Below are 26,364 nucleotides of genomic sequence, written 5' to 3'. Positions count from 1 at the left end.
TAACAATGAAACAAAGAAAGCAACAATATATTATGTTAGCAAGGTGGATGTATTATGCGCAGTAACAATAAAGACAAGGAAAGAAAATCATTTCGCGCAATCGAAAAGCAATTTAAAGATTTTCAGGCGAAAATCGGAATTCAATTTGAAAATGACAAGCTTTTGAAACAAGCTTTTACCCATTCATCTTATGTGAATGAGCATCGGAGAAAACCCTACGAGGATAATGAAAGACTTGAATTTTTGGGGGATGCTGTCCTGGAATTGACTGTTTCGAAATTCCTTTACCTTAAATATCCTATGATGAGCGAAGGAGAATTAACTAAATTGAGGGCGGCAGTTGTTTGTGAGCCATCCCTGGTTTCTTTTGCCCATGAATTATCCTTCGGAAATTTTGTCCTCCTTGGAAAAGGAGAAGAAATGACAGGCGGAAGAGCTCGTCCTGCACTGCTTGCAGATGTTTTTGAAGCTTTTGTTGGCGCTTTGTATTTGGATAAAGGGTTGGATACAGTTGTCGGCTTTTTGGAAAAAGTCGTTTTTCCAAAAATCGATTCAGGTGCTTTTTCGCATGTGATGGATTTTAAGAGCCAGCTGCAGGAGCTGGTCCAGCGTGACGGTGCAGGTTCAATTGAATATAAAATACTTCAGGAAAAAGGGCCTGCTCACAATCGTGAATTTGTTTCCACCGTTTCCTTGAATGGAAGGGAGCTCGGAACAGGCACAGGACGTTCAAAGAAGGAAGCGGAACAGCATGCTGCCCAAATGGCTCTGGAAGTATTGAAGAACCATATAAAGTGAAACTTCAATCAGCGGAGGATCTTTCCGCTGACTTTAGCCACGCTTTAGTGTCGGTAAGTTCTCAGCCGCCGCTGAAAACAACTGACACTACCAACCATATTGGTTCAGCTTTACCTTTGAAAAACCAAGGTAAGTTTCACTTTATCTCACCAATCGGGCCTTACGGGCAATTGTGCCCCACCAAAAATTAGTTAGGACCCAGATATTAGGTCATGAGTGGGGGGACTGCCTGATAGACTTCGATAAAGTGAACTCTGACAGCAAAGAATGGAGACTCAAGGAGACAGAGGGGGAGCAAAGTTGTTTTTAAAACGGCTTGACGTAGTTGGATTTAAGTCATTTGCTGAAAGAATCACTGTTGATTTTGTTACGGGTGTCACTGCTGTTGTAGGTCCGAATGGAAGCGGTAAGAGCAATATAACAGATGCCATCCGCTGGGTATTGGGCGAGCAATCGGCTAAATCCCTTCGCGGCGCTAAAATGGAGGATGTTATTTTTGCGGGCAGCGATTCCCGAAAAGCTCAGAACTTTGCAGAGGTTACCTTGACACTTGATAATGGTGATCAAGGGTTGCCGATTGATTATAGTGAGGTTAGTGTGACGAGAAGGGTTTACCGCTCAGGAGACAGCGAATATTTAATCAACAAGCAAACCTGCAGACTTAAAGACATTGTGGATTTATTTATGGATTCCGGCCTGGGGAGAGAAGCTTTTTCGATCATAAGCCAAGGCAGGGTTGAAGAAATTTTAAACAGTAAGGCGGAAGAGCGCCGCACAATATTTGAAGAAGCAGCAGGTGTTCTTAAATATAAAACAAGAAAGAAAAAAGCGGAGAGCAAGCTTTCTGAAACACAGGATAATTTAAATCGTGTTCATGATATTCTATATGAACTTGAAAACCAGGTCGAGCCTCTAAAGATTCAGGCTTCAATTGCAAAGGATTTCTTGCAGCAGAAAGAAGAATTGGAGAAGATAGAGGTTGCTCTTACTGTCTATGAAATAGAAGACCTGCACTCAAAATGGGAGCAGCTTTCTCGCCAGCTTGAACAGCATACAGAGGACGAAATGAAACTTTCCTCAGTGCTGCAGAACAAAGAAGCGAAAATGGAGGAACTAAAAGACCATATCGCTGCCCTCGATGAGTCGGTAAATGATTTGCAGGAGGTTCTCCTCCATGCAAGTGAAGAGCTGGAAAAGCTTGAAGGCAGAAAAGAAGTGCTAAAAGAGCGGAAGAAAAATGCAAACCAAAATAAAGACCAGCTTCAAAGAAATATGGAAGAACTGGCATTAAAAATAACAGACCTGAAAGAGCAAAAAGAAAAACAAGCAGCTTTTAAAGAGAAAGTAAAGGCTGAGGCACTTAAGCTTCAGAAGGCTTTGAAAGAAAAGCAGGAGCAGCTCAAGCTTTTCAGTGAGAATACAGAAGAAAAGATAGAATCGCTTAAAAGTGATTATATCGAAGTGCTTAACAGCCAGGCAGCTTCCAGAAATGAATTGCAAAATATTGAGCAGCAGCTGAGCCAGCAGGGACAGCGGAGCTCAAAGCTTGAAATGGACAATGAAAAGTACATTGCCGAGCGCAAGAAAATTGAAGAGAAAAAACATGCCATAAAGTCAGATCTCGAGGATCGCAGAAAGAATTAGAGGGCCAGGTCCATCTATTCCGGAATGAAGATCGTCATCTTGAATCCTTGAGAAATAATTATCAAAAGCAGGAAAAGACCTTATATCAAGCATATCAGTACCTGCAGCAAGCCAAATCAAGGCAGGAAATGCTCGAAGAAATGGAAGAAGATTATTCAGGCTTTTTCCAGGGGGTAAAAGAGATTCTGAAAGCACGCGGGAATAAGCTCCAGGGGATTGAAGGAGCGGTGGCCGAATTGATTCAGGTGCCAAAGGACTACGGCACCGCGATAGAAACGGCACTTGGCGGAGCCATGCAGCATATCATCGTCCAGACTGAACAGGATGGACGAAATGCAATTCAGTACTTGAAGAAGAACTCATTTGGGAGAGCAACCTTCCTTCCATTAAGTGTAGTAAAAGGGAAAAAGCTAAATTCTGCCCAATTGCAATCTGTAAAAGCACACCCTGCCTTTATTGGCGAAGCAACTTCACTTATACAGTTTGATGGCAAACATCAGCCGGCAATTGAAAACTTGCTGGGCAATGTTGTTATTGCAAAGGATTTAAAAGGTGCCAATGAGCTGGCAAAACTGCTTCAGTATCGTGTGAGACTTGTAACCGTCGAAGGAGATGTCGTTAATCCTGGCGGTTCCATGACAGGCGGAGCTGTAAAACAAAAAAACTCTTCGATTTTATCCCGTAAAGGTGAGCTGGAAGAGCTGAAAGACCGGATTGCCGACATGGAATCCAAGACAGCAAACCTCGAAAAGCAAGTAAAGCTTCAAAAAAGCGAGATTCAAAAGCAGGAAGCCCATATTGAAAAGCTCAGAAAAGCCGGTGAAGAACTTCGTATGAGGGAACAAGCTGTTAAAGGCGACCTTCTGGAAGTGGAATTTGAGGAGAAAAGCATTAATGAACGCTTGTCTCTTTATGATATGGACAAGGCCCAGTTTTCAGAAGACAGGGAAAAGCTTTTAAACAGAAAGATTGAGCTCGGATCCCTATTGGAAGATCAGCAAAAACAAATAAGCAATCTGGACCAGGAAATAAAAGCTTTAACCGATAGAAAAAATACTCAGCAAACTTCAAAGGAAACACTGGTCTCTGAGATAAACGAGCTTAAGATCGGGTACGCTTCCAAAAGTGAACAGCTGAATAATGCCGAAGATAAGCTGGCAGCAATAATCTCTGAACTTGCCATTAATGATGATAAGCTAAAGACGATTAAAGAGGATTTGGAGCTTTTATCTTCGGAAATGACAAATAGCTCTTCTGGAGAACAGCATTTGGAAGAAGCTGCACAGCAGAAATTCAAAGAAAAAAACGAAACGCTTGAATTGATAGCATCAAGACGGGAAGAGCGGCTAAAGCTTCAAATAGAATTGGAGGACCTCGAGCTGGAGGCAAAGGAATTAAAACGACAGCACAAAGGCATGGTTGAGGTGCTTAAGGATGAAGAAGTGAAGCAAACCCGCCTGGATGTAGAGCTTGAAAATAGGCTAAACCATTTAAGGGAAGAATACCTGCTTTCATTTGAAGCGGCCAAAGATGAATACCCGCTTTTAATCGAAGTGGAAGAAGCGCGCAAAAAGGTAAAACTGATTAAGCTGGCTATTGAAGAACTGGGTGCTGTCAATCTTGGTGCAATTGAAGAATACGAACGTGTTTCTGAACGCTACGAATTTCTGCTTGAACAGAAAACAGATCTTCAGGAAGCAAAAGACACATTATTTCAGGTTATTGATGAGATGGATGTAGAAATGAAAAGGCGCTTTGAAGAAACTTTCGAGGGAATTCGTTTCCATTTTGAATCTGTTTTTCAATCATTATTTGGCGGCGGGAGAGCAGACTTAAGGTTGACCCAGCCTGATGACTTATTGAATACCGGGGTGGAAATCGTGGCACAGCCTCCAGGCAAAAAGCTGCAAAACCTTGGCCTCCTATCAGGGGGAGAAAGGGCGCTGACCGCTATCGCACTCTTATTCTCAATCCTGAAAGTCAGGCCGGTACCGTTCTGTATCCTCGATGAAGTGGAGGCTGCGCTGGATGAAGCGAATGTGCAAAGATTTAGCCAGTACTTAAAGAGGTACAGTGAGGAAACACAATTCATTGTCATCACCCACCGAAAGGGAACAATGGAGGAAGCAGATGTTCTTTATGGTGTAACCATGCAGGAATCCGGAGTGTCAAAACTCGTATCTGTACGTCTTGAAGAAACGAAGGAATTAATTCCTCAATAGCGTTCTTTGTGGAGCAGCATTTTAAAGCTGTTCCACACTATACATATTAAGCTTTTAAAAAAGGAAGTGAGAAAATGAGTTTTTTAAAGAAATTAAAAGAAAAAATCACCAGGCAAACAGATACAGTTTCTGAAAAGTTCAAAGATGGATTAACAAAAACACGCGATAACTTCTCCAATAAGGTGAATGACCTTGTTTCCAGATACCGTAAAGTTGATGAGGAATTTTTCGAGGAACTAGAAGAAATCTTAATTCAAGCGGATGTGGGTTTCGACACAGTCATGGAATTGGTGGAAGAGCTAAGGCGTGAAGTTAAGCGAAAGAATATCCAGGACCCGCGCGAGGTACAAGGTGTCATTTCAGAGAAGCTTGTGGAAATATACGAAGGTGCTGGGGAAGTCTCCACCGAATTAAATATTCAGCCTGATGGACTTACCGTTATCCTGTTTGTCGGTGTAAATGGTGTTGGAAAAACAACTACTATCGGCAAGCTCGCCCATAAGTTCAAAAATGAAGGGAAAAGTGTATTACTGGCAGCAGGCGATACGTTCCGCGCCGGAGCGATTGAACAGCTTGAGGTGTGGGGAGAACGAGTCGGAGTTGATGTCATCAAGCAGGGGGCAGGTTCTGACCCTGCTGCAGTCATGTACGATGCAGTCCAATCTGCAAAATCGCGCAAAGCAGATATTTTGATTTGCGATACAGCAGGACGTTTGCAAAACAAGGTAAACTTGATGAAGGAATTGGAAAAGGTCAAGCGTGTCATTGAAAGGGAAGTTCCCGGTGCTCCGCACGAGGTCCTACTTGTTCTGGACGCAACCACTGGGCAAAATGCGATGATCCAAGCGAAAACATTCAAAGAAGCAACAGATGTTTCAGGCATTGTCCTTACCAAGCTGGATGGCACAGCAAAAGGCGGAATTGTCCTCGCCATCAGAAACGAACTGGAAATACCGGTTAAATTCGTCGGCCTTGGCGAAAAAATGGATGATCTCCAGGAATTCAATGCAGAACAATATGTATACGGCCTATTTGCCGACATGGTTGAAAAAGAAGTAGAAGAGGAAGAAGAATAATAATAAGATTGAAAAACAGCCGGAGAGGGATCTTTGGCTGTTTTTTTGTGCATCAATTATCTTTTATAAGGACTTTTTATTTGTAGAAAAAGGGAATTAATCCGGTTGAATATCGTTGAAAACTCCCGCCCCGCGGTTCGCTGAGCATCCTGGAGCGGGAATCAACCTTTCACTACTTGTTTATAAAGCTACAAAGTATGCGAAAACAGCTCTTTATTAATCAACAGAAATGTCAAAATATATTGACAATCAATTTTAAAAGTGTAAAATTACACTAAAATCACTGATTGTTTCCAGGTTTCTCTTATAATTTCTCCATTAAATGGTTAAATTCCAAGATGGTCAGGAACTTTTTGTCAGTTGCTTGCGTCTATATTTATGGAAGCTGTCAATGTGTATTGTTAGCCATTTGCTTTTAATAACAGCTGATTTACGGTTTTAACTGGCCCCAAAAAAAGAAAAAAGAGTAAGGGCCTTTTCTGTTGATGTTTATATTTTTAATTGGGGGAGATAGGGTTGCACAGAAGAATTAAAATTATCATTATGGGTTTTTTATGTTTATTCCTCATGGTCAGTCCCTTGCAAACCGCAGGGGCTGGAAACACAGAGATCAAAGTTACGCTTGATGAAGGATTTGGCGGAAAGGTAAAGCGGGGAAAGGGGTTTCCGCTGCGGATAAAGCTTGAAAATACGGGAGAGTCTTTTAGCGGTGATTTGTTAATAAGCTATCATCCTTCCTATAATACCGGAGGTGCGATCTCGGTGGATGTGGAGCTTCCGGCAGGAAGCACGAAAGAATACTTGGTTTCCATGCCGGGTATGACGGAAGATCACCCTTCCATTTATCAAAATATCCCTTCGCTGACTCTTTATCAAGGAGATTGGAAGAATGGGGAAAAAGTAAGTTTCAAAGGCGAAGATACCATAAAACCAAAGTTTATAGATATGAGTTCTAAGGCTGTTGGAGTTTTAAGTGAAAAATATGACCGATTAAAAGAACTTAGGACGCTACCTTCCATGTCCATTCAGATGATTGAACTACAAAAAGAAGAATTGCCAAATCAGGCTATTGGATTGGAAACGCTTGATTATTTGCTGGTGGATGAATATGAGGTTTCCCAGCTGAGTGAACAGCAGCAAAAAGCAATTAAGGATTGGGTTTATAACGGTGGAGTATTAATTGCTGGGGCTGCGCCAGATGCAAGCCAATCCTATGGGGAACTATATTCATTGCTTCCGATGAAAGCTGAAAATGAAACAACTGGTGCAGCTGACTTCTTGCAGAGCATTAAAGATACACAGCGGGACTTTGATGAGCTGAATTTTTTTACAGGCCCGGTAGATAAGGGTTCCACTATCATTACGAAAAGCGGTGAGCTTCCTGTTACCTTAATAAAAGAATTTGGAAGCGGTTCGATTCTGCAAACTGCTTTTTCACTGGGAGATGAGCCCTTATCTTCCTGGAATGGATACAGCACCTGGTTTGCCGGCTTTTTAAAGCACGCTTCTAGTGCCAGCACAGGGTCAAATCCGTATGGACAGGAATACCTGGACCAGCTTTATTGGGAATTTGCAGAAGCAAATGAATTCTTTCCTGCATCCAATTTTTCGATAGGGCAGTTAATTGGACTATTTGCGGGTTATATTGTTTTGATTGTACCTGTTCTATATTTTGTACTAAGAAAGCTTGATAAAAGGGAGCATTCCTGGTGGGTCATCCCTTCGCTTGCATTTTTAATGGCAGCTGCTGTCTTTGGAATGGGAGCGAAAGATCGGATATCACAGCCGCAGCTTAATCAAATGGGGATTTTTAAGGTGAATAATCAGCTTTTGAGCGGATATCAGGCCTCAACCTTATTATCAAATAAAAGCGGTGAATATATATTGACAATACCTAAAGGCGAATTTAATGCTGTTGTGCATACAAACAATTCTTCCGCCACTGATCCGCTCAGGAGCGGAATCATGGCGGAAAAAATTAAACAAAATGAAATTATTTTTCCAAAGGTGGATTATTGGTCTTCTAAAACCATATATGGAAAAGCTCAGACCGAGATAAAGGAGAAATTTACGGCTGACCTGACTTTAAAAGACAAGAGCTTAACAGGTACCATCACAAATGGGTTTGATTACGATTTTGAAGAATTATACATTTGGTCTGGCAATGAAGCGATTAAATTGGGGCCGCTAAAGAAAGGCGAAACGATAAACGTAGATAAGACAACAAAACAGTCCTTGCTGACAAGACCGTATGCAGGAAGTTTTAATGGATCATACCCGAGCAACCGAAATAATGATATCAACCAGTTAAGGAAAGAAAGACTGGAATTTGCTTCCTCGACATTTTTGCTTGGAGATGTGTCACAGCCAGTCCTTGCAGGGACAACGAAAGATGCAGTTATAAACGTAACCATTGATGAGAAAAAGGAGAAGCAAAACAATAGCAATCTAATATTGCAGCCATTCGAGGCAGTAAATGAGTTTTCTGGTTCATTTACTTTGAAAGATGGAATGATGGCGCCAGACTGGAATGTAATACAGGGTCAAATTTATGAAAAAGGAATGGGCGGATCCCATACAGAAATGATGTTGGAAGACGGAGAATATGAATATATTCTTAATCTGCCAAAACAGCTGGCAGATAAATCATACAGCCTTGATGAAATTTCTGTTAGGATTAATAGCCATGCAGTCCAATATTCAGTTAAAAATCATAAATCGGATAAATGGCTGCCGATCGAACCGGATCAGCGCAGCTTAAAGCTGACCAGCAAGGACGATCTAAGCCAATTTATTTCTAAAGAAGGCAAATTCATATTGAAGCTCAACAAATCTGCCCAGGGCGATCCTTACGTTCAATTGCCAGCGATTACAATTAAAGGGGAGGTGGCAAAATGATTGAAATAATTGATTTAACGAAAAGGTACGGAAAATTTACTGCACTTGATTCGCTAAACCTGACTATAGAAAAAGGCAGTGTGTTTGGGTTTGTTGGACAGAACGGTGCGGGAAAGTCAACGACATTTTCCATTTTGGCAACCCTGCTGGCCCCAACATCCGGAACTGCTTATGTAAATGGCTATAATGTTCAAAAGGAACCAAAGCAAGTAAGGAAACAGATCGGATATATGCCGGATTTCTTTGGCGTTTACGACCAGTTGAAGGCAGATGAATACTTGCATTTCTATGGCGCCAGCTATGGTATTCCGTTTTCGGAGAGGGAGAAGCTGATACCGCAGCTTCTCGACCTCGTAAATTTGTCACACAAAAGAGATTCATATGTTGACCTTTTATCGAGGGGAATGAAGCAGCGCCTCTGTCTGGCGAGGTGCCTCATTCATGATCCTGAAGTATTGATCCTTGATGAACCCGCTTCAGGCCTAGATCCCCGTGCAAGGGTGGAGATGAGGGAAATATTAAAGGAATTGAAGAGCATGGGTAAAACGATTTTAATCTCTTCCCATATTTTACCTGAGCTTGCCGAAATGTGCGATATTATCGGCATTATAGACCAAGGGAAATTAGTGGCCCAGGGCTCAGTTGCTGATATACAGGCTCAGCTACGAGGGGAGAGGCTAATTATTGTGAAAGTCCAGGATGGGGCTGATCAAGCGGTCTCCTTTTTTGAGGATGACCATAATGTCTCCAAATTGGCAGTGCTGGAGGACGGCTTGTCCTTCCAATTTATATACAAAGGATCGGTTGAAGAACAAACAGCCATGCTGAAAAAAGCAATACTAAATAATCTGGCTATTACCAGCTTTTCTGAAGTGGAGACAGACCTTGAAGATGTCTTTATGGAAATTACAAAGGGGGTTGAGCTGACATGAAGAATCTAGTGGTGAATCCTGTATTGAACAAAGAGTTCAAGCTCCGCTTCCGCAACTTTAAGAGCTATTTGGGCGTTCTCTTTTACCTGCTTGCTCTTGGGTTAATAATCGTTGGTTTTATATTCATAGAATCATTGTCCAATAACATGCAGGGCTTTTTTAAACCGGAACAAAGCCGGACGATGTTTATGATCCTTTCTGTTTTGCAGCTTGGTTTAATTCTTTTTATTACACCGGGATTGACCGCAGGAGTCATCAGCAGTGAAAGGGAGAGGCAAACATTAAACATCATGCTGACTACTTCCCAAAGCTCCGCAAGTATTATATTGAGCAAGCTGATTTCATCTATCTCCTATTTGCTTCTGCTTATCGCGGCAAGTCTGCCGCTCTATAGCTTTGTATTTTTATTTGGCGGTGTTTCCCCTGGACAGCTGCTCACGACAATGGGCTTTTATCTATTCACAATCCTTGCTTTTGGCAGCCTTGGGGTACTGTTTTCAACGCTCATACGAAAAACCATTGTATCAATGGTAACTACCTATGGAGTTACTTTATTTTTGGCAGGAGGAACGGCTTTTCTGGCTTTAATCTTCATGCAGCTAAACAATGCTTACAATTATTCAGCGGTTCAGCCGACAAACCCTTTGGCTTATTTCCCGGCAATGCTGAACCCTGTTATTATTTTGATCAGTACGTTTGAACCCGAGATAACGAATGAAATAACCCGATCAACAGGCATTGAGTTTCCGTTATGGATATCTTATTTAATCTCGTATACTGTGATTTTCATTGGAGCTTTGCTGCTCAGCATCAGAAAACTCCGCCCCAATATGAAAAAGGGCTAAATGAATAGGAAAGTTCGGGCAATTTCTTTTTCCCTATAGCGGGGGTGGAGATGCCCGAGATCTTTAATAAGGGAATGAAACCAATGGAAGAGCGCATTCAATATCAAAAACTCTTAAAACCGATTAGGCGGCAGATGCTGCTTCAGCTAATTGCTAAGGAATCGCAGGTGTTCCTTGCGTTAGCAGCGGCTTTGTCATTTCTTCTGATTACTGCTGCAAGGTTTATTGCCATTCCTTTTCTTGGCTATTATGTTTGGCTAATCCTTCTATTATCACTGCTCGTTTCCGCTTACCGAATACGTAAACGCTGGCCGGGGATAGCTGAAGCAGCGGCCTTATATAACCGGTTCGTAGCGGAGGACAGAGTTATTACATCCTTTTCCTTTTTGAAGGATGAAGGAATAATAGCCAGGCTGCAGCTTGCTGATACCGTAAAGCATATGAAAAAAGTGCATGATCAGGTCTTAGGAAGGAAGAAAACGATCCTTTGCCTTAAGCCTCTTTCACTGTTTTTTGCTTTTCTTGCTGCCGCCGTGCTGCTTTATTTGATCCCCAGCGAAAAAATGGAATTGGCACACCAACAGGAGAAGGAAATCAAACTAGTGGAAGAAGCAAAAAAGGAATTGGAGAAAAAAGCCGAGGAGGAAAAGAGTCCTGCTGTGAAAAAAGCATTAGAAGAGGCAAAAGATAAAATCTCCGCAAAAAAGTCAGCTGACGAGGCTTTAAAGGAATTGGCCAAACAAACGAAAAGTCTCGAATTAAAAGCGCTTAAAGAAAAAGAAAAATCAATGGCACTGGAAAATATGAAATCAGACCTGAATAAAAATGGGCTGGATCAACTAAGCCGCAAGCTGGCACAAAAAGATTTGGCCGCAATTGAGCAAGAATTGTCAAAGCTGAACGATAAGATGGATGAATTAAGTGAAGAGCAAAAAAAGGCATTGAGCAAGCTTACCGGGAGTGATGAGCCATTATCTGAAGAAGAGCTATCGAAGCTTTTGGAGAAGCTTGAAGAAGCGATGGAATCGGAAGAACTTTTAAAACAGCTGGCTGAAGCGCAAAAGGAACTGCAAAGTTCAGGATTATCCCTTCAGAAGCAAATGGCTGCAAACGGAATGCCTCCTGGCCAATTGGCATTTGCACCTCCTGGTCAGCCTGGCAGTCAGGGTACAGGTTCTATTTCCCCCCAGGGACAACAGCAAAATAATTCAGGGCAGCAAAATAATCAAAACCAAACAGGCAATAATTCCAGCAATGGAAATGGCAATGGTTCAGGCGCAGGTTCCGGAACAAGTTCTGGAAGCGGTTCGGGCTCAGGCTCCGGAAATGGTTTGGGCAGCGGTCTTGGCGGCGGAGCAGGCCTCGGTCAGGGTTCAAGGGACCTGCTAACCATTCCATCTCATATGGAAGGACAGCAGAACATTGAGAATGATAATGGCACCCTCGGAGAAGGTAACTCAGGACAGCAATTTGAAGGGGATGGGCCAGTTTTAAAAGGGAGTATCAGGCCATACAGTGAGGTGTATGGAAATTATGAAAAAGCTTATAGGCAAAGCACGGATCGTTATAAGCTCCCAGCTGATTTAGAAGAAATAGTGAAAAATTATTTTACGAGTATAGATCCTGACAAGGAGTGACTTCAATGTCTGTTATCGAAGAAAAAGAACAGCAATTTGCAAAAGCTGCTGAAACGATTGCAAAAGTGAAAAAAGAAATTCAAGCATTTATGGTTGGCCAGGAAGAAGTGGTTGAACATGTTTTATGGAGTATTTTTGCAGGAGGACATGTACTTCTTGAGGGGCTGCCGGGACTCGGAAAAACGATGCTGATTAAAACAATATCAGAGGTGCTTGATCTGAATTTTTCAAGAATACAGTTCACGCCGGATATCATGCCATCCGACATAACCGGTACGATGCTTCTTCAGCCTGATGAGGCTGGAAGGCAAACATTCAGTTTTCATAAAGGACCGTTATTTGCAAACATTATTCTTGCGGATGAGATCAACAGGGCTACACCAAAAACACAGAGTGCCCTGCTTGAGGCAATGGGTGAAAAAACCGTAACGATTATGGGCGAAACAAAGAACATGGAAAAACCTTTTTTCGTACTGGCAACACAAAATCCAATTGATATGGAAGGCACCTATCCTCTGCCTGAGGCGCAGACGGACCGTTTCCTTTGCAAGGTCAATGTTAAATATCCAACAAAAGAAGAGCTTAAAGAAATTGCACTAAGAACAACAGGGCCGCAAAATACACAGCTAAAAAAGGTAGCCGGGCTTGAGGAAGTTATTGCACTTCAAGGGCTTTCCAGGGAAATCCTTGTTTCAGATGAAATACTGGATTATGCGGTTTGGATTATTACTGCAACACACCCAGAGTCAGAAGAGGCCCCGGGAATAGTGAAGAATTTTGTTCAATATGGCAGCGGGCCACGCGGGCTTCAGAGCTTGATCAATATGGCAAAGGCAAGGGCAATGTGCTCCGGTAGATTCCATGTTTCTGTTGGCGATCTTAAACAAGTTGCATATCCGGTTCTAAGGCATCGCTTGATTTTGAACTTTGAAGGTGAAGCAGCTGGTATCACTGCTGATTCAATCATAGGGGAGCTAATAAGCGAAACCGTTCGGGGAGCAAAAGGCTGATGAACAATCAACAGGCTCTGCTTGGAAGGCTGCAAAAAAGAAGGGTAGTTGTTAAGAACAGAAAAAGGGGAATTCATGCAGGATCACGACAATCCAATAAATTTGGCTCTTCCATGGAATTCTCCGATTTTAGGGCCTATCAGCCTGGTGATGATATTCGCCAAATTGACTGGAATATTTTTGGAAGAACCCAAAAGCATTACATCAAACGGTTTTTGGATGAACAGGAACTTTCCATTGCCGTTTATCTGGATGCAACCTCTTCTATGACAAAAATCCAATCGAAGTGGGAGTATGGTAAAGGGCTGGCAGCCGCATTGAGTTTTATGGTGCTTGCTGGTGAAGACCGGCTTTTATATGCAGCAATATCTTCTGATGGGATACAGCCAGTGAAGAGAAAGGGTTCCTTATACAGCAGGCGCACTTTCCTTGAAATTCAGAAATACGAAGGCGCTGCACGCTCCCAAAACTTTCTGGGTAGCATGAAAGACTCTTTATCAAAACAGCAGCAGCTTGCTATTTTAGTATCGGATGGATTTGAACCAATTGAAGATTGGGAAAGTCTGTTTAAGAAATTCAAAGGGATGAAGCAGGAGTTTTGGTTTTTCCAGGTGCTTGCTAATGAAGAGCTGAACCCTTCCTATTCGGGAGATATGAAGCTTGTAGATAGTGAAACAGGGACAGCAGTAAATGTCAGTTTGAACCCTTCTATTTTATTTGACTATGAAAAACGTCTGAAGGAACATAATAAACAGCTTGAGGCCTTATGCAGAAGATATGGCGGCCAATATATCTTTGCTTCTGAAGCCAGGGATCTGCAGACGATTCTTTTCCGGGATCTTCCCGCAAAGGGGCTGGTAAGGTGACGAAAACATGCAATTTTTAAATCCTATTTATTTTATTTTAACTATTTTCATAGCTGCCGTTGTTTTATTTTACTTTTTTCGCAAGCAGTACATGGAAAGGACAGTTTCATCCAACATGCTATGGGAGCAGGTTCTAAACGAATGGCAGGCTTCCCCTTGGCTGAAAAAGCTGCAGCAAAATCTTTTATTCTGGCTGCAAATATTGGCTCTGCTGTTATTAATGCTTGCACTTGTACGTCCGTACTGGTTTGAAAATGCATTAAAGGGTGAACACCTAATCCTTATCGCGGATCCATCTGCCTCCATGTCAGCCGAAATGAATGAATCCACTAGGTTTGAATTGGCGAAACAAGAAATGCTGGATTTGGCAGACAAGCTAAATGGCCAGGAAGTAACTTTGATAAAAGCAGGAGAGAAAAGCGAGATTCTATTAAGCAGGGAAGATGATTCAGAAGAAATCAGCAGAAAAATCAACAGCCTGGAGCTTTCTTATGAGCATGAAAATATGGAGAAAGCATTCGTATTGGCAGATTCCTTATCCTCAGGGAAGGACACGGCTATCCATATCTTTTCCGACGCAGTTACACCGGACAAAATAAAAGAAAGAATGGATGGCCAATACACTGTTGTACATAACATTGGAGCGGATGAAGGAAATGTTTCGCTGCAGTCCTTTGGCACTGCAGCAGTAGCTGGTGAAATTTCAGCAGTTGCAGTGATAGAAAACCAATCTTCAAGAAATATAGAAACAGGCTTTAAGGTTCAAAATGAGGAAGAAGTTTTGTTCGAACAAAAAGTATCATTAAAAGCAAATGAGCAAATGACCGTTCTGGTTCCTTCACTGCCTGAAAAACCTTATTATGAGGCAGCCATCTCAATAGAGGATGGCTACAGCGCTGATAATTTTGCTGCTTCCATTTATACGGATTCAAAGCCAAAGATCTACACAATGGGAACGGTGAACCCATTTGCTGTAAAAGGCTTTCAAACCATCGGAGCAGAATTATTGCAGACAGATTCAGACAACATTAGCGGATTGGATATTAAGGGAGTAGTCCTTGCCGAAGGCAGTAATCTATCGGAACTTCCACAGCAGCCGCTTATATTTTTTAACAGCAGCAAAGAAAAGGTAAAGCTTGATGAAGGGATTACGGAAGAAGATGATGCTCTCCTTCAATATGTTAATTTTGATAAAGTGTTTATCGATTCTGCTTCTGCAGCCTTGGATGGGGAATGGGAATCTGTAATGAAAAGCGGCAGCATCCCATTAATACAAAAGGGTATGCTGAGGGGGCAGCCAATTATTATTGTGAATTTTGAACTGGCTGATACGGACTGGCCGCTTCAGCCCGGCTTTCCTATTTTCTTATATAACGCTTATCAATGGTTATCCCAGCAGACAGGTTTCCTTGGTTATTTCAAGCCTGGTGAGGAGCGATGGCTTAATGTAGGCGAGGGTTCGGATCGTTGGGAGATTTTTAATCATAAAGATGATAATTTGTACACCTTGGATTTAAGCAAGGAAAACTTCAAAGCGCCTGCCGTTCCTGGAACCTACCAGGCTGTTTCAGAAAATCACATTTATTATTTTTCCGTGCTTCTCGATGAACGGGAAAAGAATACAAGAGCTGAAGAGTCCTATACAATGAATGAAAAATCATCAGAAAAAGACAGTGTGACCCAAAAACCTAATGAAAAACTCTGGTTCTGGCTAGCGTTAACTGCTCTTATTTTAATTGCTTTGGAATGGGAGGTATATCGCCGTGGGCATAGAGGTTAAATATCCCTTCCTGTTTTTGTTGTTTATTCCTGTTGTACTTTTGATTTTTTTGTATATATGGAAACACCGGACTAAGGGGACAGAAGACTATTGGATTGCCGGCCTGAGGATGGTAATTTTTTCTCTCTTAATTCTCGCACTGACCGTTCCGCAGGTTCGGCTGCCGGTAAAGGGAGAGACCGTCATTTTCCTTGCCGACCGTTCAGCGAGTATTGGTGAAAACGGGGAAGCGCTTGCCTGGATAGAAAAAAGTGTCAGCCATAAAAAAAGCGATGATCAGTATGCGGTTGCTGCATTTGGCGAAAATGTGGCCCTCGAACAGAATTTGGGGAGGAATCGGGAGGCTGTAGCCCAATTTAATGGGAAAGTGGATGATTCCCAAACCAATCTTGAGGCTGGCTTGCAGTTCGCAGCTTCATTGATGCCAAGAGGTTCAGCTGGGAGAATCGTGCTTCTGTCAGATGGCAATGAAACTTCCGGCAACGGAATGGAAATAGCCCCCATTTTAAAAAATCGGAAAATTGAAGTCGATCATGTTTTGTTAAAAACAGCCTCGGGTGAAGATGTATCTATTTCAGAGCTATCTGTCCCTCCTTCACTCTATTTGGGAGAAGAGGCTCCTATTACAATAGAAGTGACAAGCAATACCAGTAAAAAAGCTGACATACGCCTTTCTGTTAATCATAAAGAGGTTTTAAAGGAATCCGTTCAAGTAAATGAAGGAAAGAACGTTTATACCTTTACCGATAAAGCAGATACAGCGGGACTAACGGTATATAAGGCAGAAATAGCAGCTGTTCAGGATACTTTTACAGAAAATAATTCCCTGCACTCGGTTGTAAACGTAAAAGGAACTCCAAAGGTACTGATTGTGCAGGGGAACGAATCGGGGAATATTGAGGAGTTCCTGGATGGTTCAGGCCTTGAGGCAGATACTGTTCAGCCTGAAAAACTTCCGACAGTTCTGTCGGGATATCTGCAATATCAGTCCATTATCTTTAACAATGTACCAGCGACTGTTATCTCGGAAAGTCAGATGAATTTAATGGAAAAAGCAGTGAAAGAATTTGGTACCGGCTTCATTATGATGGGCGGTGAGGAAAGCTTCGGGCTAGGAGGCTATTTTAAAACACCAATTGAAAAACTGCTTCCCGTGGAAATGGACATTAAGGGCAAGAAAGAAATGCCTTCATTGGGAATTGTACTTGTAATGGACCGATCTGGAAGTATGGCAGGAAGCAAAATCGAACTGGCCAAGGAAGCTGCTGCCCGCTCAGTGGAGCTGCTTCGTGAAGAAGACACGCTTGGTTTCATTGCATTCGATGACCGGCCATGGGAAATTCTTGAAACAGAGCCGCTGAAGGATAAAAAGAAGGCAATAGATAAGATTAGGTCGATAACTCCCGGCGGAGGCACTGAAATCTTTACGTCTCTTGAACAAGCCTTCATGGAGCTGGAAGATCTGAAGCTTCAAAGAAAGCATATTATTTTGCTCACAGATGGACAGTCTGCAACGAATAGGGACTATGAATTATTAATTGAAAGCGGCAAAGAGAAAAACATTACACTTTCCACTGTAGCCCTTGGACAGGATGCTGATAGAAGTCTGCTTGAAGATCTTGCTGCAATGGGCTCGGGACGATACTATGATGTAACAGATTCATCTGTCATTCCGAGCATATTATCACGCGAAACCGTGATGGCAACAAGAACCTATATAGAGGATAACCCATTCTATCCGATTGTTCAGCCATATCCAGAGTGGTCAGCACTTTTTGAAAATGGTGTTCCCCAAATGAATGCCTATATTGCTGCAACTGCAAAACCGCGCTCGCAGGTTCCGTTATTGAGCGAAAAAGAAGACCCTGTCCTTGCTGAATGGCAGTATGGTATGGGCCGGACAATTGCCTTTACATCCGACTTCTCAGGAAAATGGTCAGGGGATTGGGCACGCTGGGAAAAATGGCCTTTATTTATTAATCAGGTTGTTACAAAAACCTTGCCGCAGTATGAAAGTGAACCATACAGGATTTCCATTGAAAAAAGGGACGGGAGTACGGTGCTAAACCTTGAGTCTGCAAATAGCGTGTCACTCCCTATAGAGACCTCCATTGTTTCAGAAACGGGCGAGCAGATTGATTCGAATACAAGGTTAATCGCCCCGGGTAAATATGAAACGATCCTGCCAGAAAGCACTGGGATGTATTTTTTAAACATTAAACAGACAGATCAAAATGGAAATGTCCATATCCATCAAACTGGCTTTACCATTCCGTATTCAGCAGAATATCAGCAAAAGGGAGCCAATAAAGAACACCTGGAGGAACTTTCCAAGCTGACAGGGGGCAAAGAACTTGAGGCTGAAAAAGACAGCTTTCGACCGCTAAAGAACCCAGCCAGTACAAAACAGCCGATCAGCGAATGGCTGATCTTGGCAGCGTTTCTGCTCTTTTTTACTGAAATAGCTATAAGGCGATTCGGTTTGACAGGTCTAGCTGGAGGAATTATAAAGAAAATCAGAAAGAAAGCAGCTGTAGAAAATCGTGGACAAACAGAAAAGTTTGCAAAGCTGAAACCTGCCCGGGAAAAGACAGTTAAAGCTGACAAAGCTCCGGTTCAAGAAGGTCAGCTTTCAAAAGAAAAACCGATCGTTAAATCAGAAAGGAAAAAGCAAACTCCATCAAGACAGCCTGAGACACTCGCACCGAAAGAACGGGAAGAGCGTATGAAAAGGCTGCTGGATGCGAAAAACAGAAAAAATAAGTAAAAGCGGAGCGAAATGCTCTGCTTTTGTTTGTCTCCAATCAAAATTCCATTTCGAATGGTGGCTCGGACAGCAAAGTAGAGATGTTATAATGGGAAAAGTGGGGTTATCAACGAAATTTACAATATCTCAACGAAAGGCAAAAATGAGCCCTTGCCTATCATGTAAAGATATTTTCTTGACATGCCATGTACTTCTATGTAAACTTACTTTGTAAAGGCTTTTCACTTAACAAGGGGGAATAGGGATGCTCGAAAAGACAACGAGGATGAATTACCTCTATGATTTTTATCAATCGTTGTTGACTCCTAAGCAGAGAAGCTATATGTCCCTGTACTACCTGGATGATTTTTCGCTTGGAGAGATTGCCGAGGAATATGAAGTTAGCCGGCAAGCGGTTTACGACAACATTAAACGTACAGAAGCAATGCTTGAAGAGTATGAAGAAAAGCTGTTATTATTTCATAAATTTCAAGAGCGCAGCAAGCTGATTGCAAACATGAAAAAGATGCTGAAGGAAGGATTCCCTTCCGCTGAGGCATTGGCAGAAGCAGTAGCAGAGCTTGAGAAATTAGATTAGGAGGCGGCATATATGGCATTTGAAGGATTAGCCGACCGACTGCAAAATACAATCCAGAGATCCGCGGAAAAGGAAAAATTAATGAAGCGGATGTAAAAGAAATGATGCGTGAAGTCCGTCTCGCTTTATTGGAAGCAGACGTTAACTTCAAAGTCGTCAAAGAGTTTGTCAAAAAAGTAAGCGAGCGCGCTGTCGGCCAGGAAGTTCTAAAGAGCCTGACGCCGGGCCAGCAGGTAATCAAGGTTGTTAAAGAGGAATTAACGGAACTGATGGGCGGAGTGCAGAGCAAGATTGCTGTTTCGAATCGTCCGCCAACTGTTATTATGATGGTCGGACTTCAGGGCGCCGGTAAAACGACAACAACCGGAAAGCTTGCGAACCTGCTTCGCAAAAAGTACAACCGCAATCCGATGCTGGTAGCTGCAGATATTTACCGGCCTGCTGCGATTAAGCAGCTTGAAACACTTGGCAAACAGCTGAATATGCCAGTCTTTTCCCTTGGTGATCAGGTCAGCCCTGTTGAAATTGCTAAGCAGGCCATCGCAAAGGCCAAGGAAGAACATAATGATTATGTTCTAATCGATACGGCGGGAAGACTGCATGTGGATGAGGCACTCATGGATGAGCTTAAGCAAATCAAAGAGCTTTCTAATCCGGATGAAATATTCCTTGTTGTAGATGCCATGACAGGTCAAGATGCAGTGAATGTTGCCCAGAGCTTCAATGAACTGCTCGGATTGACCGGGGTTGTATTGACAAAGCTGGATGGCGACACTCGAGGCGGAGCTGCACTATCTATTAGATCCGTAACGAACACGCCAATTAAATTCGTCGGTCTTGGCGAGAAATTAGATGCGCTTGAAGCATTCCATCCAGAACGGATGGCTTCCCGTATTTTAGGCATGGGCGACGTCCTTTCCTTAATTGAAAAAGCACAGGCCAATGTGGATGAAGAAAAAGCGAAAGAGCTCGAGCAGAAAATGCGCACTGCTTCCTTCACATTTGATGACTTTTTGGATCAGCTTGGACAGGTCCGCAATATGGGGCCGCTTGACGAGCTTTTGAAAATGATGCCTGGTGCCAACAAAATTAAAGGCTTGAATAATATTCAAATCGACGAGAAGCAAATTACTCACGTTGAAGCGATTATTAAAGCGATGACAAAGGAAGAGAAGACTCATCCGGAGATTATCAATTCAAGCCGCCGCAAACGGATTGCAAAAGGAAGCGGAAGGACAGTTCCTGAAGTAAACCGTCTGCTGAAGCAATTTGAAGATATGAAAAAGATGATGAAGCAGATGACTGGAATGCAGCAAAAGGGAAAGAAAAAGGGCGGATTCAAGCTTCCTTTTAATCCTTTTTAAGCCGTCGAAAAGCTTTTCATAACATGTAAAGAAAAAAACCTTTACAAACTAATTAACTATCTGATATTATACTATCTTGTGTGAAACTATTCGGAGGTGCTTTTTAAAATGGCAGTAAAAATTCGTTTAAAGCGTATGGGTGCTCACAAAAACCCTTTCTATCGTATCGTTGTAGCTGATTCTCGTTCTCCTCGTGACGGACGTTTCATTGAAACAGTTGGAACTTACAATCCGGTTGCTCAACCAGCAATCGTTGATATCAATGAAGAGCTGGCTCTTAAATGGCTACAGACTGGTGCTAAGCCATCTGATACAGTACGCAACCTTTTCTCTAAGCAAGGCATTATGGAGAAATTCCATAACGCTAAAAACGGTAAGTAATTCATTATAAGATGAAAGAGCTTATCGAAACGATTGTTAAGCCCCTTGTTGATTTTCCGGAAGATGTTCAAGTGAATGTCCAAGAAGAGGATCAGCGCGTAACCTATCAGCTTTCTGTCAACAAGAATGACATGGGGAAAGTAATTGGGAAGCAAGGGCGCGTTGCGAAAGCAATACGGACCGTTGTTTATGCAGCAGGTTCGTCAGAACAAAAGAAGATCTTTTTAGAGATCATAGAATAACACGGAAAGTTCCGGCCGCCAGCGGCCAGAGCTGGATGTCACTAAGAAAAGGAGGGGCTTCCCCTCCTTTTTTTACAATTTAAAAAATGCTGCTTTCTGAATGTTCATCGCTTCTAAACTTAAAACTAAGTTCAACCACTAAGTTGATTGGAGCGGAGGGTACTTGATCCTCGAGAATGCATCCGCATTTTCTTCGTGCGATGTTAATTCGGGGAAATTTATTCAGTGTCGAGCGGAAAGTGAGGGTGTGAGAGACCCCGCAGGCGAAGCTGAGGAGGCTCTCATTTCTCCCCGCGGAAAGCAAGTATACGCAGCGGAAATCAACGGACAGGGTTTAAAAGTAAAACAACAATTTATGAGAGAAGTGCCAAAAAAATTTACACATCGCCAACTAAGAAATCGACATGATTGTCAAAGAAGCCGGGTTTCCTTCGGCTAATGCGTTTGGGAGGCGCTGTAGATGAAAATTATTCAATCAGTAACAGTCAAACAGGTGTTAACAGAGAATAGCAAGAAAGAATTGCTGGAGGGGTATGCTGATAAAAAACAGCAGCTGCAGAAAGAATGTGACCAGCTCCGGTTTGAGTTGAAAAAGCAGGAAAAAACAAAGAAAATTCACCCGGCCAGTTTAATGAAGCATTTTGAAAAGGAAATTCAAATGAGGCAGGAAAAAGTTAAACTGCTCGATTTTCAAATAGAACAATTACATATGCTACCACTAGGGAGCGAATTAAAAGAAAAAGAAATCCAGGCGATTATCGAGATTGAAGAGGGTTCTCGCTGGGAAGACATAGAAAAAGGGAAAACAATTATCATTAAAGATGGTATTGTTGATGAAATCCGCTAGAGGTGATCGTTTATATGCAGAAATGGTTTAATGTTGGGAAAATCGTAAATACCCATGGCATTAAAGGAGAAGCAAGAGTGATATCCAAAACAGACTTTGCGGACGAAAGATATAAGCCGGGAAGCAAGCTATACTTATTTATGCCGGACTCTAAAGCAGAACCGATTGAACTGACGGTGAAATCCCATCGGACTCATAAGACATTTAATTTGCTTACCTTTGAAGGGTACGAAAATATAAACCAGATTGAAAAAATGAAGGGCGGCATTTTGAAAGTATCTGAAGATCAGCTGGGGGCTCTCGAGGAAGATGAATTTTATTATCATGAAATAATCGGATGTACGGTGGAAACGCTTGAAGGCGAAGAGGTTGGCAAAATCAAAGAAATCCTTTCGCCGGGTGCCAATGATGTTTGGGTGCTCAAAGGAAAAGGCGGTAAAGAGATTCTGATTCCATATATTGAGGATGTTGTTAAAGAAGTAGACGTAAAAGAGAAGCGTATCGTAATCAACCCGATTGAAGGGCTGCTTTCATGATGAAGATTGATGTTCTTACTCTCTTTCCAGAAATGTTTGATGGAGTTTTTGGGCATTCCATTTTAAAAAAAGCAGCGGAAAATGATGCAGTGGAATATAATGTCGTCAATTTTAGGGAGTATGCGGATAACAAGCATAAAACAGTGGATGATTATCCCTATGGCGGAGGAGCAGGAATGGTATTAAAACCGCAGCCAATTTTTGATGCAGTGGACAATCTCCGGGGCGAAGGAGAGACAAAGCCCAGGATTATCTTGCTTTGCCCTCAGGGTGAGCGGTATACCCAGCGGAAAGCAGAAGAACTGGCCGAGCTGGACCACCTAATTTTTGTTTGCGGACATTATGAAGGGTACGATGAAAGAATTCGGGAACATGTTGTAACCGATGAGATTTCGATCGGGGATTTTGTTCTTACCGGCGGCGAGCTGGGTGCGATGGTTGTAATCGACAGCGTTGTGCGTTTGCTTCCAGGTGTTCTGGGCAATGAAGAATCCCATATGAAAGACTCGTTCAGCACCGGATTCCTTGAGCATCCTCATTATACTCGACCTGCTGATTTCCGTGGGATTAAGGTGCCGGATGTTTTAATGTCAGGTAATCATCGGCTTATCGAAGAGTGGCGGGCGAAGGAATCGCTAAGAAGAACCTACTTAAGACGCCCCGATCTGCTTGAGGCAGCCGATTTAACAAAAGATCAGAAAAAATGGCTTGAAGAAATAAAAGCGGAAATCAACAGGCAACTTTAATAAAGTTAAAAAAAGAAGGCAAATAACGTTGAAGTTGCCGTCCAAGTATGGTATGATACTTTTTGTGACTTAGGCTGAACTTGTTCAGTTTGCGTCTGATAAAGATGTTCCGCTGCAAACAAAAGGTTGTGCAAGAGCGTCTGTTGAGAGGAGTTGAAAACGATGCAAAAATTAATCGAAGAAATCACAAAAGAACAACTTCGTACAGACCTTCCTTCTTTCCGTCCTGGTGATACTGTACGTGTACACGTTAGTATTGTTGAGGGAACACGTGAGCGTGTCCAGGTATACGAAGGTGTTGTGATTAAGCGTCGTGGTGGTGGAATCAGCGAAACTTTCACAGTTCGTAAGATTTCTTACGGTGTAGGCGTTGAGCGTACATTCCCTGTACACACACCAAAGATTGCGAAGCTTGAAGTTATCCGCCGCGGTAAAGTCCGCCGTGCGAAACTTTACTACTTGCGTAACCTACGCGGTAAAAAAGCTCGTATCAAAGAAATTCGCTAATAAGAGAAAAAAGAAGGAGCTTGATTATCAAGCTCCTTTTTCTTTCATTAAATTGAATTTGAACTTCGATAACTTGTCTAGCTCCAGGCGCATTTGCTCGAGGGCCTTGTCGCATAGTCGGGCGCCTTGCGCTTTCTTATTTATGCTAATAATATTACATAAATGTTAAATAATATATAAATGAGATTCCCATCGTGTTTATTGAGACAAATTTTTGTAAAATAAAAAATAGAAAACACTTCCTGCAATAATTTGAGATGCAGAGCGTTTCCCTGAAGGACAGACGGCCTTAAGGATAATTTTTGACTGAAGAATGGTGGGGAATTGAATGGCAAAAAAGAAAAATGAGTTATGGGAATGGACAAAGGCACTTGTGATCGCAGTCCTGTTAGCGGCAGTTATAAGATATTTTTTATTTGCGCCGATTGTGGTCGACGGTTTGTCCATGATGCCTACTTTGCATGACCAGGACAGAATGATTGTGAACAAATTCAGTTATAAATTCGGAGAGCCTGAACGCTTTGATATTATCGTTTTCCATGCTCCTGAAAACAAGGATTACATTAAAAGAGTGATCGGGCTCCCTGGAGATAAGATCGAATACAAAGACGATACGCTTTTTGTAAACGGGAAAGCGTATGAAGAGCCTTATTTGGATGCGTATAAAAAGCAGGTTATAGACGGTCCATTAACAGAACCGTTTACGCTTAAAGAAAAAATAGGGCAGGAAACAGTGCCGGAAGGGCATTTGTTTGTAATGGGCGATAACCGCAGGTTCAGCAAGGATAGCCGCCATATTGGGCCGGTTCCGCTTGAAGAGGTTTTAGGTGATGCTGGCGTTATCTACTGGCCTATTGAAGATATTCGGATTGTGAATTAAAGAAGCAGTTCAAAAGGTCCGGTGTAAGCTTTTTTTTTGAACATTTACTTAAAGCAGGAGGTGCCAGCCATGACCATCCAATGGTTTCCCGGCCATATGGCGAAAGCCCGGAGGCAGGTTACAGAAAAACTAAAGCTGGTAGATATCATCTTTGAACTTGTCGATGCAAGAATTCCGTACTCTTCCCGAAATCCGATGATTGACGAAATCATTCAGCATAAGCCTCGGCTTGTTTTGCTGAATAAAGCGGATATGGCAGATAAAGAAGCTACAAATCAGTGGATAAAATATTTTAAAGAAAAAGGTGTCAGAGCTATAGCCATAAATTCGCAGGCAGGACAGGGCATGAAAGAAATCGTGACTGCATCACAGGATATACTGCAAGAAAAATTTGACCGCATGAAAGCAAAGGGTGTTAAACCGAGAGCGATACGTGCGATGATCGTAGGAATTCCGAATGCCGGAAAATCAACTCTGATCAATCGTCTTGCTAAAAAGAATATCGCCAAGACAGGAAATACTCCCGGCGTTACCAAAGCCCAGCAGTGGATAAAAGTAGGCAAGGAACTGGAACTGCTGGATACGCCAGGAATTCTCTGGCCTAAATTTGAAGACCAGGAAGTTGGGCTTAAGCTTGCCCTGACAGGAGCAATCAAAGATACCATTTTGAATCTGCAGGATGTTGCTGTGTATGCTCTGCGCTTCCTTGAAAAAAGGTATCCGGATAGGATGAAAGACCGTTATCAGCTTGAAGAGTTCCCGACAGATATTGTAGAGCTGTTTGATAAAATTGGAAAGCTCCGAGGCTGTCTGATGGGCGGCGGGGTAATTGATTATGATAAAGTAACTGAATTGGTTATAAGAGAATTCCGTTCAGAGAAACTGGGGCCAATTACATTGGAGCTTCCTCAGGAAATGGCTGAAAAAAGTGAAGCCGAATAAGTAAAAATGAGGCCTTCTAATAGTGGAAGGCCTTTATTTTTTTGAAGAAATGCCGATACATACATTAATGGGAAAAGGAGAAAGAGATGGCAAGGTTAACGATTCGCCAGATTGAGGAGAAACTCAATACGATTGACATTCAGAAAGATCCATTTATTCTTTCTATACAAAACGATGACAGAAAAGGTGTACAGCAGCTTTTAAATAAGTGGAATTCCCGGCAGGAGCTGCAGAAAAAGATTTATGAGAAGCATGTTGAGATGACACAATTTGAAAACAGATACAGGTCTCAAGGCTTTCGGTATATAGCAGGCATTGATGAAGTGGGTAGAGGGCCGCTTGCTGGACCTGTCGTTGCCGCAGCAGTCATTTTGCCGGAATCTTTTTTTCTGCCAGGCCTTGATGATTCAAAAAAAATTTCTGAACAAAAAAGAAATGAATTTTATGAAGAAATTCATGCTAAAGCTGAATCCATTAGCATTGGCATAATTGAACCGAAGGAAATCGATCGCATCAATATTTTTGAGGCGACAAAAAAAGCGATGCTGTCAGCGATTGAAGGGCTGAATCCCAAGCCCGACTTTCTCTTGGTGGACGCGGTTAAGCTTGTAACGCCTTATCCCTTGGAAGCGATTATTAAGGGAGACGGCAAAAGCATATCGATTGCGGCAGCATCCATCATTGCCAAGGTCACTAGAGACCGTATGATGACTGAAATTGCAGCAAGCTGCCCGCAATATGGATTTGCACAAAACATGGGTTATGGCACAAAGGAGCATCTTGAAGCCATTAAAAAACATGGCATAACTCCGCATCACCGAAAAAGCTTCGCTCCGGTCAAGGATTATATTACAGAAAGCCATTAGA

At 42.3% G+C, this 26,364-nt stretch carries 20 protein-coding genes and 2 pseudogenes; all 22 read left to right on the top strand.

The window, feature by feature from the left end; genetic code table 11:
• Positions 1-54 precede the first annotated feature (54 nt).
• Complete coding sequence (gene rnc, locus AC3ZVC_RS21260; protein ID WP_490065126.1) at positions 55-798, top strand: ribonuclease III; 744 nt, start codon at positions 55-57, stop codon at positions 796-798.
• A 300-nt stretch (positions 799-1,098) separates the two neighbouring features.
• A pseudogene (gene smc / locus AC3ZVC_RS21255) lies at positions 1,099-4,664 on the top strand (chromosome segregation protein SMC).
• A 74-nt stretch (positions 4,665-4,738) separates the two neighbouring features.
• Positions 4,739-5,740, top strand: coding sequence for a signal recognition particle-docking protein FtsY (ftsY, locus tag AC3ZVC_RS21250; RefSeq protein ID WP_490065125.1), 1,002 nt, complete (start codon positions 4,739-4,741; stop codon positions 5,738-5,740).
• 516 nt (positions 5,741-6,256) lie between these two features.
• Positions 6,257-8,638, top strand: coding sequence for a DUF8725 domain-containing protein (locus AC3ZVC_RS21245; RefSeq protein ID WP_490065124.1), 2,382 nt, complete (start codon positions 6,257-6,259; stop codon positions 8,636-8,638).
• Positions 8,635-9,570 (top strand): ABC transporter ATP-binding protein, encoded by a 936-nt coding sequence (locus tag AC3ZVC_RS21240; protein ID WP_490065123.1) that lies wholly within the window; start codon positions 8,635-8,637, stop codon positions 9,568-9,570. Before AC3ZVC_RS21245 ends, AC3ZVC_RS21240 begins: the two co-directional genes overlap by 4 nt.
• Entirely contained in the window at positions 9,567-10,415 is an 849-nt protein-coding gene (locus tag AC3ZVC_RS21235) for an ABC transporter permease (RefSeq protein ID WP_214725737.1), read from the top strand. The genes AC3ZVC_RS21240 and AC3ZVC_RS21235 overlap by 4 nt, the downstream gene beginning before the upstream one ends.
• A gap of 50 nt (positions 10,416-10,465) precedes the next feature.
• Positions 10,466-12,052, top strand: coding sequence for a DUF8809 domain-containing protein (locus AC3ZVC_RS21230; protein WP_490065122.1), 1,587 nt, complete (start codon positions 10,466-10,468; stop codon positions 12,050-12,052).
• Positions 12,053-12,057: 5 nt separating this feature from the next.
• Positions 12,058-13,062 (top strand): AAA family ATPase, encoded by a 1,005-nt coding sequence (locus tag AC3ZVC_RS21225; RefSeq protein WP_490065121.1) that lies wholly within the window; start codon positions 12,058-12,060, stop codon positions 13,060-13,062.
• The gene (locus AC3ZVC_RS21220; protein WP_490065120.1) at positions 13,062-13,928 is read left to right on the top strand and encodes a DUF58 domain-containing protein; all 867 of its coding nucleotides are present in this window, start codon (positions 13,062-13,064) and stop codon (positions 13,926-13,928) included. Before AC3ZVC_RS21225 ends, AC3ZVC_RS21220 begins: the two co-directional genes overlap by 1 nt.
• A gap of 7 nt (positions 13,929-13,935) precedes the next feature.
• Positions 13,936-15,708, top strand: coding sequence for a vWA domain-containing protein (locus tag AC3ZVC_RS21215; protein ID WP_490065119.1), 1,773 nt, complete (start codon positions 13,936-13,938; stop codon positions 15,706-15,708).
• Positions 15,692-18,475: a VWA domain-containing protein gene (locus AC3ZVC_RS21210; RefSeq protein WP_490065118.1), complete on the top strand. Its 2,784-nt coding sequence runs from the start codon at positions 15,692-15,694 to the stop codon at positions 18,473-18,475. The genes AC3ZVC_RS21215 and AC3ZVC_RS21210 overlap by 17 nt, the downstream gene beginning before the upstream one ends.
• 244 nt (positions 18,476-18,719) lie before the next feature.
• A complete protein-coding gene (locus tag AC3ZVC_RS21205; RefSeq protein ID WP_490065117.1) occupies positions 18,720-19,052 on the top strand; it encodes a putative DNA-binding protein in 333 nt (110 codons plus the stop codon).
• A gap of 12 nt (positions 19,053-19,064) precedes the next feature.
• Positions 19,065-20,416 (top strand): annotated as a pseudogene (ffh, locus tag AC3ZVC_RS21200) (signal recognition particle protein).
• A gap of 108 nt (positions 20,417-20,524) precedes the next feature.
• A complete protein-coding gene (rpsP, locus tag AC3ZVC_RS21195) occupies positions 20,525-20,797 on the top strand; it encodes a 30S ribosomal protein S16 (RefSeq protein ID WP_026585563.1) in 273 nt (90 codons plus the stop codon).
• Between the two features lie 11 nt (positions 20,798-20,808).
• Positions 20,809-21,039 carry a KH domain-containing protein gene (locus tag AC3ZVC_RS21190; protein WP_009330783.1) on the top strand — a complete coding sequence of 77 codons (231 nt, stop codon included), beginning with the start codon at positions 20,809-20,811 and terminating at the stop codon, positions 21,037-21,039.
• Positions 21,040-21,499: 460 nt separating this feature from the next.
• The gene (locus AC3ZVC_RS21185; protein ID WP_490065116.1) at positions 21,500-21,886 is read left to right on the top strand and encodes a YlqD family protein; all 387 of its coding nucleotides are present in this window, start codon (positions 21,500-21,502) and stop codon (positions 21,884-21,886) included.
• A 14-nt stretch (positions 21,887-21,900) separates the two neighbouring features.
• Entirely contained in the window at positions 21,901-22,422 is a 522-nt protein-coding gene (rimM, locus tag AC3ZVC_RS21180; RefSeq protein ID WP_490065115.1) for a ribosome maturation factor RimM, read from the top strand.
• The gene (trmD, locus tag AC3ZVC_RS21175; RefSeq protein ID WP_490068979.1) at positions 22,422-23,168 is read left to right on the top strand and encodes a tRNA (guanosine(37)-N1)-methyltransferase TrmD; all 747 of its coding nucleotides are present in this window, start codon (positions 22,422-22,424) and stop codon (positions 23,166-23,168) included. Before rimM ends, trmD begins: the two co-directional genes overlap by 1 nt.
• 162 nt (positions 23,169-23,330) lie before the next feature.
• Complete coding sequence (gene rplS, locus AC3ZVC_RS21170) at positions 23,331-23,675, top strand: 50S ribosomal protein L19 (protein ID WP_009330779.1); 345 nt, start codon at positions 23,331-23,333, stop codon at positions 23,673-23,675.
• 328 nt (positions 23,676-24,003) lie between these two features.
• Positions 24,004-24,555 (top strand): signal peptidase I, encoded by a 552-nt coding sequence (gene lepB / locus AC3ZVC_RS21165; RefSeq protein ID WP_490065114.1) that lies wholly within the window; start codon positions 24,004-24,006, stop codon positions 24,553-24,555.
• 69 nt (positions 24,556-24,624) lie between these two features.
• Positions 24,625-25,497 carry a ribosome biogenesis GTPase YlqF gene (gene ylqF / locus AC3ZVC_RS21160; RefSeq protein WP_490065113.1) on the top strand — a complete coding sequence of 291 codons (873 nt, stop codon included), beginning with the start codon at positions 24,625-24,627 and terminating at the stop codon, positions 25,495-25,497.
• 86 nt (positions 25,498-25,583) lie between these two features.
• On the top strand, positions 25,584-26,363 hold the full coding sequence (gene rnhB / locus AC3ZVC_RS21155) for a ribonuclease HII (RefSeq protein WP_490065112.1): 780 nt from the start codon (positions 25,584-25,586) through the stop codon (positions 26,361-26,363).
• Position 26,364 lies beyond the last annotated feature (1 nt).

The organism is Cytobacillus sp. C11.1 (genome assembly GCF_058145115.1).
This window is presented reverse-complemented; position numbering and strand designations above follow the sequence as displayed.